This window comes from Pseudomonas sp. TMW22089, from assembly GCF_022496645.1.
Taxonomy (GTDB): domain Bacteria; phylum Pseudomonadota; class Gammaproteobacteria; order Pseudomonadales; family Pseudomonadaceae; genus Aquipseudomonas; species Aquipseudomonas paraversuta.
Genome location: NZ_SCFG01000021.1, coordinates 47443 through 59712, shown reverse-complemented (window position 1 = coordinate 59712; position 12270 = coordinate 47443). Strand labels below are relative to the sequence as shown.

Sequence of the window (12270 nt, the reverse complement as noted above, 5' to 3'; positions counted from 1 at the left end):
CGGTGCCACTGCATGCCTTTTGCGAAGCCTCGACTCGCCCGAATAATATTATCCGGGCGAGTCGCCACTGCTCAGTTCATGGCGCAGGGTCGCTGCCTGATACCGGCGGTGCTCCGATACTGCTAGGCTGCCGGGGTCAGGCACGGCATGGAGCCGTTTCAAGGATTGAATATGCAGATCAAGAACAAGTGTCACTTTGCCCTCATCAGTATCGTTTTCGCCGCCGCTACCCTGACGGGCTGCGCCCATAGCCCACCCTTCAGCGGCCAGTCGCTCACTGACCCCGTCCTGCGCAAGGATGTGCTGGTGAATGTGCAGGGCCTGTTCTCGGCAATGACCCACTGCAGGTCCATCAGCAATGTGGACACCACGATTGCCAGTGTTGAGCAATCGCCCACCGGGTCAATCAGCAAAGCGGTTGAAACCTGGCAGGTGTCCGGCTGTGGCACCAGCAAGACTTACAAGATTGAACTCAGGTCCGACGCCAGGGGCGAAACCGATTTCTCGGTGTCGTCCAAAGGCTAGAGGCGACAGACCGCACGCTTAACCCGGGGCTTTATGACCTGCGGCAAGGGTGTATGGAGAAAAGGCTGCTTAACTGCATCGAACGACTTTGGGGGCTGGCGCTTGAGTCACATCAACGCCAGTTGCTGTTGTTTTTTGATCTGACTAAGGAAAGCCCATATGAAAGCGCTCACCTATCAGGGGCCAGGCGCAAAAGCCTGGTCTGATATCGCCAAACCGGTCATCGACAAGCCGACCGATGCCATAGTCCGTATTTTGCACACCACTATCTGTGGTACCGATCTGCACATCCTCAAGGGCGACGTACCCGAGGTCACCAAAGGTACGGTGCTGGGCCATGAAGGGGTCGGAGTGGTCGAGGCCGTAGGGCCGGCAATTCGCAACTTCAAGCCCGGTGATCATGTGCTGATTTCATGCATCACCTCATGCGGCAGTTGCCCCAACTGCCGGCGGCAGATGTACTCCCATTGCGCTGACGGCGGCTGGATTCTGGGCCATACGATTGACGGTACCCAGGCCGAATATGTGCGTATTCCCCATGCCGACAACAGCCTGTACCCGGTACCCGCCGGCGCGGATGAAGAAGCGCTGGTGATGCTCAGCGACATTTTGCCTACCGGCTTCGAGATCGGCGTGCTCGCCGGCAAGGTCAAGCCGGGTGACAGTGTGGTGATAGTCGGGGCGGGCCCTGTGGGCATGGCCGCCTTGCTGACGGCGCAATTTTACTCGCCCGCCTTGCTGATCATGGTTGATGGCGACACCAATCGTCTTGAAGTTGCGCAGCGTTTTGGCGCTACCCATGTGATTGATATCAACACGCAGAATGCCGTTGAACGCATCTTCGAGTTGACCCAGGGGGTAGGGGTGGATGTGGCGATTGAGGCGGTGGGCATCCCGGCATCCTTCGATACCTGCCAGTCGGTTGTAGCCCCTGGAGGCAGCATTGCCAACGTGGGGGTGCATGGCAAAAGTGTTGAGCTGCACCTGGAAAAACTCTGGATCCAGAACGTCACCATTTCGACCGGGCTGGTCAATACCAACACCACGCCCATGCTCATGAAAACGGTGCAGTCCGGCAAGGTAGATGCCGGCCAGCTGATTACCCACCGATTCGCACTCAACGACATTCTTCAGGCTTATGAGGTGTTCGGCAATGCGGCAAAGGAAAAGGCAATGAAGGTCATTCTTTCTCAATAAACGGCCCGCCATAGCCAATTCAGCAGGCATTCTTACCCAGTGTCGGGAGCCTGCGAAACTTGAACCTTAGTTACTGAAGGTACTGAACGGATAACGCGATATCCGTTCAGGTTTAGTGTGTCTTTTAAATGTAAAACCCTGGTGTTTCAGGCGCTAGAAGTATAAATAAGTTGTAGTGATTTTTTGACAGCTAATGCATTCACTACTATGTTCTTGGCGGCAGGTAGAAACACATCAACTCTTTTTGATAATAGGGAAATATTCATATGAAGAAGCACATTCTGCTGTTGAGCGCTGTCAGTCTTGTCGCACTGTCGGGCCTGGCACAAGCTGATGCCAAGCAGCCTGTAGCTAAATGGACGTGCGCGGATTTCCTGGCGGTTGATGAAACCTATCAGCCGATCGCCGTTGGTCTGGGTGAAGCAGTGAACAAGAAAGGCCAGGTTGAGGATGCTGTTCTGGACGTGGACGGCGTTGCCAAAATCACCCCGCTGGTAATCACTGCCTGTAAGGAAACGCCGAAAGAATCCTTCGTGCAAAAAATCAAGTCCGAGTGGGCCAAAGTCAAAAAAGACGTGTAATGCGCCAGGCCTGTACTTCACAAGAGTACAGGCTTACCCCCTCTGTTCCTGCCTGAGCCCGTTCGTGGCGAAAAACCTTTTCCAGCCTTGTGAATTTCTCGCCCCATCTATCCTCTACATCAAAAGCAGAGCTGCCTTGGCGGTCTGAAGGCCGTAGTAGACTAGGTTCGCGTTATTTTTAATTGGCGGGGGGTAACTTATGTTAATCAGGTCACTGGCCGAACTTGATCGCATTCGTGACGAGTGCAAATCCATGGTCACCAAACGCTCGGCCGTATCGGCAGGCGCCGCGGCCATCCCTATTCCCGGGCTCGACATAGGCACTGATGTGGCGTTGCTGGTGGAAATGCTGCCGGCGATCAACAGCAAGTTCGGACTGACCCCGCAGCAGATCGAGCGGCTGGACTCGCGGTCCAGGCGCCTGATTGTGGTGGCGGTTTCCGGGATCGGCAGTGAAGTCATCGGTAAATTCATCAGCCGGACACTGGTCATGTCCTTGGTACGCAAGATGGGCACCAAGGTGGCGACCAAGTCGGTGATCCGCTTCGTGCCGTTTGTGGGGCAGGCGGTCGCCGCAACCATCAGTTTTGGGGTGATGAAAATGGTCGGCAACGGCCATATCGAGGATTGCTATCAGGTCTGCCGTCAGGCGTTGCTGGAGGAGGCCCGGGAATCAGTGGTCATCGAGATCGGTCCTGAAGACTGAGCCTGCCAGTGAACGGCCCCGCACAGGAGCCATGTGATGAACAAACCATGGGGGCGAAGATGAATATTATCCGGTCCAGCTATCTATGCTTGCTCCTGGGGGCTGTACTTGTCGCCCAGGCGCAGGCCGGCACCTCTTTGACTTCAGAGTCCGGGCGGGTGGCGCAAAACACCCTGAGCCCCAATTCTGCGCCTGCAGACAATACGCTGCGACGCATCAATCCCAACAGCCGGCAGGGCACGATCCCCGCAACGCCAGCGGTACGAAGCCCGTCGACGGCCCCTGTGATACGCCAGCCGTCCATTGAGAACGGGCAAATCGGCAATGGCTACCCGCGTAGCCAGCCCCCACCCCGGACCATCAAGCCAACGGCGCCATCGCTTCAGCCGCGGGACAATCGTTAATCGAACAAGGATCAGCCAATGTTGAGAAAAACCCTGGCCACGCTGTGCGCCACCTCGCTGCTCAATGTGGCTGTCATGGCCCATGCCGATGCCCAGCGGACCTTTGCCTCCGAGTCCGGAACAGTCACTGCAACGCCAGTTGTCGAGGGCCTTGTACATCCCTGGGCCCTGGCCTTTCTCCCGGAAAAGCAGGGCATGCTGGTTACCGAACTTCCGGGCAACCTGCGGGTGGTGAGCCCGTCCGGCAAACTGTCTGCCCCGCTATCCGGTGTTCCCCAGGTATGGGCCAAAGGGCAGGGCGGCCTACTGGATGTGGTGCTGTCGCCGAGTTTTGTCGAGGATCGCCTGGTGTACCTGTCCTACGCCGAAGGGGGTGGTGAGGACGGCAAAGCGGGGACCACGGTTGGACGCGGGCGCTTGTCGGATGATCTGACCAAACTCAGCAACTTTGAGGTGATCTTTCGTCAGGAGCCCAAACTGTCAACCGGCAACCATTTCGGCTCACGTCTGGTGTTTGACCGTGATGGCTATTTATTTATTGCCCTTGGCGAAAATAATCAGCGACCGACTGCCCAGGACCTCGACAAGCTGCAGGGCAAAGTGGTGCGCATATACCCTGACGGTCGAATCCCGCCTGACAACCCTTTTGTGGGGCAGCAAGGGGTACGCCCGGAAATCTGGTCATTTGGCCATCGCAATCAGCAGGGTGCCACCTTGAACCCCTGGACCGGGACACTCTGGAGCCATGAGCATGGCCCCAAAGGCGGCGACGAAATCAACCTGATCGAGCGCGGCAAGAACTATGGCTGGCCACTGGCGACCCATGGCATTGACTATTCTTCGCAGCCCATCTCTGAAGCCGGGGGCAAAACAGCCGAAGGAACCACAGGCCCCCATCATGTGTGGGAGAAGTCTCCGGGCATTAGCGGGATGGCGTTCTACGATGGGGAGCGCTTCAAGCCCTGGCAGCACAACCTGTTTATCGGCGCGCTGGCCGATAAAGACCTGATCCGGCTACAGCTTGATGGTGACAAGGTGGTGCATGAAGAGCGCTTGTTGGGCGGTCTGAACGCGCGTATCCGGGACGTGCGCCAGGGCCCGGACGGTTATTTGTATGTCTTGACCGATGAAAGCAACGGCGCGTTGTATCGCGTCGGCTTGCAATAGTCAGCAGAGCCATAGTCGCTGACGAGGAACGAAGGCTGCGATCGAGCCCGCAGGGCTCGCGCATTTAAAGATGCCTGTCGCAGCCGTCGCTCCCTGCCAGGGTTATTGATTGTTTACTCGCTGACCGCCTGCTTGATCTGCTTGGAGGCCGACCAGATCCGGTAACGCACTTCTATGTCCTTGGGCACGTAGACCACGATCGGCAACTTGCTGTTATAGCGCAGCATGAAGCCATCGCCGACCACGGGGACAAATTCGGGGTGCGACTTGCCTTCAGGGCAGGCCATCATCGTGCTCATCGGCCCGCTGACCTTGTTCAGGCGATACATCGGATAGCCCCAGCCCTTGAGGGTTTTTTCTTCCAGCTTGCCGCCCAGACGCTGCTGGTTGCAGTCCACCTGCAGGGTCTTGCCGGCAATGATCTGGACTTTGTAGTCGTCCTCATTCTTTTGCTTGGGCAGGTGAATGACTTGTCGGCTATAGCCCGCTTCGGCTTTAGGGTAGGGCGCCACATCCTCAAGTTTAGCGGCGTTGGCGACGCTGCACAGCGTACTCAGCGAAAGGGCCAGGGCCGCGCTGATCAAGAGTGGTTTCATGCTGCTTCCTTATTTCAGAACAGAAAAATGTCGTTCAGATGAATCTATGGGCTGTATCTGACAACTAAAAGGCTATTTAAGTGCAAAACAGATGCACTTGCAGGGATAGATTGCTTCGCGCCAGTGTCGAACTGCCAGTAAACTGCCTTTTTCCTCTGAATCATTTATTTCCCGAGGTTTTGCATGACTCTCAGTCCTCTTGCGGGCAAACCGGCTCCTGCGAAATTGCTGGTCGATATTGCGCGACTGGTGACCGCTTATTACACCGGTCAACCTGATGCAGCGATCGCCACCCAGCGTGTGGCCTTTGGTACTTCCGGTCACCGCGGCAGTTCGTTTGAGCTGAGTTTCAATGAGTGGCATGTATTGGCCATCAGTCAGGCCATTTGCCTGTACCGGCAAATGAAAGGCATCAATGGTCCGCTGTTTGTCGGCATCGACACCCATGCACTGTCGACGCCTGCTGGTGCCAGTGCGCTGGAAGTGTTTGCCGCCAATGGCGTCGAAACCATGATCGCCGCCAATGACGAATACACCCCGACGCCGGCCATTTCCCACGCCATTATTTGCTACAACCGCGGTCGGACTTCAGGCCTGGCCGATGGTGTGGTTATTACACCGTCGCACAACCCGCCTGAAAGCGGCGGTTTCAAGTACAACCCGCCTAACGGCGGCCCGGCCGATACCGATGTCACCAAGTGGATCGAGGCCAAGGCCAACGAGTTACTGGCAGCCAGGCTGGCGGGTGTCAAACGCATCAGCTACGAACAGGCCTTGAAGGCCGACACCACCCATCGTCACGACTACCTGAATACCTATGTCGCCGATCTGAAGAACGTGATCGACATGGATACCCTGCGCGGCGCCAACCTGCGTCTTGGCGTGGACCCATTGGGCGGCGCGGGCGTGAACTACTGGCCGGCGATCGGCGAGCACTACGGCTTGAACCTGGAAGTGGTGAACACCTCGGTAGATCCAACCTTCCGCTTCATGTGTGTGGACTGGGACGGGCGCATCCGCATGGACCCGTCCTCCAGCTATGCCATGCAGGGGTTGATTGGCCTTAAAGAGCGTTTCGACGTGGCTTTTGCCTGCGACCCCGACCATGACCGCCACGGCATTGTTACCCCTTCAGGCGGTCTGTTGGCCCCCAACAACTACCTGGCAGTGTCCATCGACTATCTGTTCCAGAACCGTCCGCACTGGCGTGCAGACGCAGCCGTTGGCAAGACCGTTGTCAGCAGCGGGTTGATTGACCGGGTTGCTGCCCGTCTGGGCCGTCGCCTGTACGAAGTGCCGGTGGGCTTCAAGTGGTTTGCCGATGGCCTGTTTGAAGGCTCGCTGGGCTTTGGTGGCGAAGAAAGCGCCGGGGCTTCATTCCTGCGCCTGGACGGCAGTGTCTGGTCGACAGACAAGGACGGCCTGATTCCTTCGCTGCTGGCCGCAGAAATGACGGCCCGTACCGGTCGTGATCCTTCGCAGCTGTATCAGCAAATGACCGAAGACCTGGGCCTGCCGTTCTCGACCCGGGTCGATGCCAAGGCTACCCCGCAACAGAAAGCCCTGCTTGGCAAGCTGTCGCCGGAGCAAGTCAAATCCACAAGCCTGGCCGGCGAAGACATTACCGGGATTCTCAGTCATGCGCCCGGTAACGATCAGGCAATTGGCGGACTCAAGGTGATGACTAAAAACGGCTGGTTTGCGGCACGCCCTTCTGGCACTGAAGACATTTACAAAATCTACGCCGAGAGCTTTATCGGTGACGAGCACCTGAGCCGTCTGGTAGAAGAAGCCCAGGTGTTGGTGGATACCGCGATCGCCTGATAGCGGACTCAAAAAAAGCCTGGCCCCCGCAAGAGGGCCAGGCTTTTTTGCAGCTGTTTGATTAACTCAGGCCGCGGTTTGCAGTGTCACCACTTGCTGCATCTGATCGTTGCAGTTTCTGGCTTCCTTGAGCATTGCTTCGAAAGGGCCGCTCATGATGTCGTCATGGCTCAGCCAGCGTTGCTTTTGTGTCAGGCGGTACTGGTAACGGTAATGGCCCTCGACCTGTTTGCCATTGAGGTCCATGTCGAACCAGGGCGAGCGAACGGTGCAGCTCTTGATGTTCTGCGCAACCTGTAGCCCTGACAGGGTGATCTCGTAGTCCATGGTTTCAGGATCTTCCAGATACAAGTCGGCCTTTTGCCCGGTGCGGCGGTAATTGACCAAATCATCCCAGCGTTCAGTCATGAAGGCGGGCTGGTACACGCTTTGGCCCGAGAGTGTCTTCAATGGGCGCAGGTCGGTCAGTTCGGCCTTGACCTGATACTTGTGGGGTACCACAAACCCGGTGGCTGAGCGTGTGATCGTGCAATCGGTCTGTTCCTTGCTGAACCGGTCGCAAAGGTCCTGGTCGGTACCAGAAATACCCGACTGGTTATCGGCCACACTCAGTCTCATCAGGCGCATCTGGCTCATTTCGATGTCGGCGCTGGTGCGCGCGGTGCCATCAGGGTTGAAGTGTTCCTGTTTTCGCACCAGGGTGCTGACAACAGGTTCTTCTTGCGGGATATGTTCCCGGCGAACTGCGCCTTGCGGGTCTATCACCAGTGCCCAGCGATCCTGAATATCCGGCATGGAGCGCCCCGGCGAGAACACCGGATTGGTCGGGTCGAGCCACCAGACTTTACCGTTGACCCGCGCCCGTACGATGGCGTGATTGGGTGCTGAGGTGCCCGGCAGCAAAAGCCCCAGGCTCATGTTGCCACGGCTGACCCAGGTGGTCTGCGCGTCGATGCCGCTTGCGTTGAGCATGGCTGTGAGCAGTACCGCCAGGTCTTTGCAGTCGCCATAGCCGCGGTCTTCGATTTCAGCGAGGGTGAAAGGCACATAGCCCCGATCGCTGGCTCGCCAGTCGCCCAGATAACGATAGTTATCGTGGATATGCTGCATCAGGCCCGATACCTGTTGCTCCGGCGGCAAGCCTTTAAGGCCGGCCACTGCCCTGGCACTGATGGCAGGCAGTCTGGCTGCGGTAATTTCGGTGTAGCGCCGGGCAAAATCGCCGAAGTAATCCTGCAAGCTGCTCGAACTGCCCAGTTCAACCCTTGGCAGCTGGCGAATATAAGCGTTGCCGGCTTCATTGACATAATTCACGAAGCGCGGTGCCTTCTGTTCAATGACCAGGCTTTTGTTGTCGGCCGACGGAGTAAAGCTGAAGTCTTCCATCATTTCGCTGCGCCACACGATTGGCTTTTCAGCGCTGAAGGTGTTTTTAAAACGGTCCATACGCACCGCATTGGGGGGGAACATCAGCACATAGTGAAACTCATGACTCAGCGGCTTGGCTGCTATGTGTTCGCGCAAGGTATAGCTCACCATCGTGCCGATTCGCAGGTTGGGGAAGGCGATCGAGGTTTGCTTCAAGCGTAAAAAACCCTGGTCCGGGTTCGGTGCCATCCGGGTGTCGATTTGTGTGTCAGCCAGTGCCACCGGTTTGGCGCCCGGTTGGGTCGATTCGGCCTTGATTATTTCCAGGCGGTCAGACTCCGGGAAGCTGAAGTCGATACGCGAAATCATTTCGCGACCGTTATTGGTGAGGATGGTGTAGCTATAGGTTGAGGTGCAGTCGTAGCTGGTGTCCGCGTTGAAGTGACAGGATCTGTCCGATTCACCGGCCAGTGCGGCCTCGGATACGGGTTGAAAGGCCGCTGAAGCGGGCAGGGTGAAAATCCCCAGGGTGGCGCAAATCAAGGATTTGCTGAAAGAAAAGCGGTGCATGGGCGCCTCAATTAGTCCTTTAAAAAAGCACCCGGCCACGCATTTGTTGGTTTATTGAAGCCGAGGCAGGGTGCAGATGAAGTGGATAATGATAATCGATAGCATCCATATTTTCCATATGCACAGCCGCCATTCGCCCCTGTAAGCCCCGTAATAGAGCGGTTTAAACGGTCTCTTCGGTTTGGCTGGCCTGGCAGACATCGACCCATTGGGCATTGACCAGTTCGGCCATTCGCTCGGGGCTGATACGCACAGCGGTGTGGGTAGCGCCGGCTGCAGGCATCACTTCAGTGAAGGCTTTAAGGGAAATGTCGCAATATACCGCCAGATCGGTCGCCAGCCCGAACGGGCAAACGCCGCCAACGGGGTGACTGGTCAGGGCCACGACAGTATCGGCATCAAGCATCTTGGCTTTGCTGCCCAGGGCATTCTTGATTTTTTTGTTATCGATACGCGCATCGCCACGGGCAACCAGCAGCACATTGCGTTCACCGACACGAAAGGCCAGGGTCTTGGCGATCTGGCCGGGCTCAACGCCGTGGGCTTGGGCAGCCAGAGCTACGGTAGCGGTACTGGTGGCCAGCTCAATGATGTGCAGGTCGGGTGCTTTGGCGAGGAAAAATGCGCGGACAGATTCAAGACTCATCAGGCTCAGCTCTCTGGGTAAATGCCTGAATCTAGAGAAGCCGGTGACGCACTGTCAATGCGCCACCGGTGATGGGGTCAGATGTCCAGCACGATCTTGCCAAAATGCTGGTTGGTTTCCTGGTACTTGAACGCCTCGACAATCTCGCTCAGCGGGAAGTGCCGGTCGATGACCGGGCGCATGCCGCTGGCATTGATCGCCCGTACCATGTCCTGTTGCTGGCTGCGGCTTCCTACCAGTACCCCTTGCAGACGCACTTGCTTGATCAGTGCCGGGACAAAGTTCATGGCGCCGCTGGTGCCGCTCAAAATACCGATGATCGAGATATGCCCGGCCACGCGAATGGCGATCATCGACTGTTCTAGGGTCTCAGGACCGCCGACTTCGATGATGTGGTCCACCCCGCGACCGCCGGTGAGCGCACGGGCTGTCTCGCCCCAGGCAGTGTCCTTGCGGTAGTTGATGACGTGGTCAGCGCCCAGTGCTTTGAGACGCTCGAGTTTTTCATCGCTGGAAGAGGTCGCGATCACGGTGGCGCCGGCCATTTTGGCAAATTGCAGGGCGAAAATCGAAACCCCGCCCGTGCCCTGGACCAGCACCGTGTCGCCGGGCTTGAGCGAGTCATCGGCCATCAAGGCGCGCCATGCGGTCAGACCTGCGGTGGTCAGGGTAGAGGCCTGGGCGTGGCTGTAGCCGGTGGGGGCGAGGGTAAACGAGGTGGCCTTGGCTGTGACTTGCTCGCGGGCATAACCATCGATGCCATCACCGGGTACGCTGACAAAGCCCTCAACCAGCGGGGTGCCGTCGATCCACTCCGGGAAGAAAGTACTGACCACCGAATCGCCGACCTTGAACTCGCTGACCGCACTGCCGACGGCAATCACTTCACCGGCGCCATCCGCCATGGGAATGCGTTTTTGACTCGGTCCCCACATGCCGCTTACCACGGCGAAGTCGTGATAGTTCAGGGAGTTGGCATGTAAGCGTACAGTGATTTCACCACTGTCAGGTGCGCGTGCTTCGCTGCTGCCAACGACCACATTTGGATAACCGCCGCCGGGTTCAACGAAGATAGTTTTAATGCTCACGGGATGTCCTCAAGTTTTCACATTACGCAAAATAACGAAATGATCGGTTAAAAATTACAACTCGACTTTCAGCCTAGCCGCAAAGTCATCTATCGCCTGCTCATTGCGCCGGTAGTACGTCCACTTGCCGATGCGTGTGGTGAGGACAAAGCCTGCACGCTGCAAAATGGCCAGGTGCGCCGAAGCAGTGGAAGGGGAAAGACCGGCCTTGTGCTGCAAATGGGTCACGCACACGCCGATTGCAGGATCGCCATGATCCTGGCGCGGGAAATTGCTGAGCGGGTCTTTGAGCCACTCCATCATTTGCATGCGAGTGTCATTACCCAGGGCTTTGAGCTGTTCAAGAATCATGGTCGGCGATGTTACGCATTTTTACGAAATGTACAACCGGAGCCTATGCGCCATGGATGTAGTTACTGCCTGCGACAACAGGCCGCAGGCCGGCCGGATGTTTTGCAATTGCAGGGTCAATCCTGTATTTGTTGCGCCATTGAGCCTTGGCCAAGGCTCGTCTGTCTATGAACCTGCCCATCAGGAACCATGATGCCTAACCAGTTCCCTTCTGTTCGTCCTCGCCGCCTGCGCCGCTCGCAAACCCTGCGCGACATGTTTCAGGAAACCGAATTCAGCCTTAACGACCTGGTGCTGCCGATTTTTGTCGAAGAAGAAATCGACGACTTCGTACCTATCACCAGCATGCCGGGTGTGATGCGTATTCCCGAGTCCAAACTGGCCGGCGAAATCGAACGCTATGCCCGTGCAGGGATCAAGTCGGTGATGGCATTTGGCGTGTCGCACCATCTGGATGCCACAGGTAGCGATTCATGGCGTGAAGACGGTCTGGTGTCGCGCATGGCCCGTATCTGCAAGGATACCGCCCCGGAAATGATCGTGATGAGTGACACCTGCTTCTGCGAGTACACCTCCCACGGTCATTGCGGTGTGATGCACGATCATGGCGTGGACAATGATGCGACCCTGATCAATCTGGGCAAGCAGGCCGTTGCCGCCGCTGCGGCAGGCGCTGATTTCATCTCGCCTTCAGCGGCCATGGATGGTCAGGTTCAGGCCATCCGCAGCGCGCTGGATGCTGCCGGGTTTATTGACACTTCGATCATGGCGTACTCCACCAAGTTCGCTTCGGCACTCTATGGTCCTTTCCGTGAGGCAGGTGGCAGCGCGTTGAAAGGCGATCGCAAGTCGTACCAGATGAACCCGATGAATCGTCGCGAAGCGATTCGCGAGTCGCTGCTGGACGAGCAGGAGGGTGCCGACGTGTTGATGGTCAAGCCCGCCGGCGCGTACCTGGACATCATTCGTGACGTCCGTGAAGCCTCGCGTCTACCTCTGGCGGCGTATCAGGTCAGCGGCGAGTACGCGATGATCAAGTTCGGCGCCCTGGCCGGAGCCATCGACGAAGCGCGGGTTGTTCGTGAAAGCCTGGGCTCGATCAAGCGGGCCGGCGCAGACATGATTCTGACCTACTTTGCGATGGATCTGGCATTGCAGGGCATCTAGCAGGAGCGTCGAGCGGCAAGTTGCGAGCCGGACAATCCGGGCTTTTGCCTTGCCGTTCTGGGCGACTCCCCAACAACATG

At 57.3% G+C, this 12270-nt stretch carries 12 protein-coding genes; 7 read left to right on the top strand and 5 right to left on the bottom strand.

Annotated features, from left to right (window positions below; all coding sequences use genetic code 11):
* Positions 1–171 precede the first annotated feature (171 nt).
* The 5 genes from EQV90_RS17245 to EQV90_RS17225 all read left to right on the top strand — a co-directional run bounded on the left by EQV90_RS17245 (position 172) and on the right by EQV90_RS17225 (position 4580).
* Positions 172–525: a hypothetical protein gene (locus EQV90_RS17245; RefSeq protein WP_240878463.1), complete on the top strand. Its 354-nt coding sequence runs from the start codon at positions 172–174 to the stop codon at positions 523–525.
* 159 nt (positions 526–684) lie between these two features.
* A complete protein-coding gene (locus EQV90_RS17240) occupies positions 685–1722 on the top strand; it encodes a zinc-dependent alcohol dehydrogenase family protein (protein ID WP_003445776.1) in 1038 nt (345 codons plus the stop codon).
* A gap of 266 nt (positions 1723–1988) precedes the next feature.
* Positions 1989–2303, top strand: a complete 315-nt coding sequence (hdeA, locus tag EQV90_RS17235) for an acid-activated periplasmic chaperone HdeA (protein ID WP_240878462.1) — start codon at positions 1989–1991, stop codon at positions 2301–2303.
* A gap of 199 nt (positions 2304–2502) precedes the next feature.
* A complete protein-coding gene (locus EQV90_RS17230) occupies positions 2503–3009 on the top strand; it encodes a hypothetical protein (protein WP_003445772.1) in 507 nt (168 codons plus the stop codon).
* Positions 3010–3431: 422 nt separating this feature from the next.
* Positions 3432–4580 carry a PQQ-dependent sugar dehydrogenase gene (locus EQV90_RS17225; RefSeq protein ID WP_003445769.1) on the top strand — a complete coding sequence of 383 codons (1149 nt, stop codon included), beginning with the start codon at positions 3432–3434 and terminating at the stop codon, positions 4578–4580.
* 113 nt (positions 4581–4693) lie between these two features.
* Here the strand turns inward: EQV90_RS17225 and eco are convergent, their stop codons facing one another.
* Positions 4694–5176, bottom strand: coding sequence for a serine protease inhibitor ecotin (gene eco / locus EQV90_RS17220; RefSeq protein ID WP_003445767.1), 483 nt, complete (start codon positions 5174–5176; stop codon positions 4694–4696).
* 183 nt (positions 5177–5359) lie between these two features.
* On the opposite strand from eco, the gene pgm reads away from it, so the two are divergent.
* Positions 5360–7000, top strand: a complete 1641-nt coding sequence (gene pgm, locus EQV90_RS17215; RefSeq protein ID WP_240878461.1) for a phosphoglucomutase (alpha-D-glucose-1,6-bisphosphate-dependent) — start codon at positions 5360–5362, stop codon at positions 6998–7000.
* A gap of 66 nt (positions 7001–7066) precedes the next feature.
* On the opposite strand, the gene EQV90_RS17210 is transcribed toward pgm, so the two are convergent.
* The 4 genes from EQV90_RS17210 to EQV90_RS17195 form a co-directional block, all read right to left on the bottom strand.
* On the bottom strand, positions 7067–8938 hold the full coding sequence (locus tag EQV90_RS17210; protein ID WP_160627744.1) for a DUF3857 domain-containing transglutaminase family protein: 1872 nt from the start codon (positions 8936–8938) through the stop codon (positions 7067–7069).
* 163 nt (positions 8939–9101) lie between these two features.
* On the bottom strand, positions 9102–9584 hold the full coding sequence (locus EQV90_RS17205; protein ID WP_010657034.1) for a YbaK/EbsC family protein: 483 nt from the start codon (positions 9582–9584) through the stop codon (positions 9102–9104).
* 77 nt (positions 9585–9661) lie between these two features.
* Positions 9662–10672, bottom strand: coding sequence for an NAD(P)-dependent alcohol dehydrogenase (locus EQV90_RS17200; RefSeq protein ID WP_003445759.1), 1011 nt, complete (start codon positions 10670–10672; stop codon positions 9662–9664).
* Positions 10673–10726: 54 nt separating this feature from the next.
* On the bottom strand, positions 10727–11023 hold the full coding sequence (locus tag EQV90_RS17195; protein ID WP_010657033.1) for a winged helix-turn-helix domain-containing protein: 297 nt from the start codon (positions 11021–11023) through the stop codon (positions 10727–10729).
* Positions 11024–11215: 192 nt separating this feature from the next.
* Here EQV90_RS17195 and hemB point away from each other — a divergent pair, with 192 nt between their 5' ends.
* Complete coding sequence (gene hemB, locus EQV90_RS17190) at positions 11216–12190, top strand: porphobilinogen synthase (RefSeq protein WP_003445756.1); 975 nt, start codon at positions 11216–11218, stop codon at positions 12188–12190.
* The last annotated feature ends 80 nt before the right edge of the window (positions 12191–12270 follow it).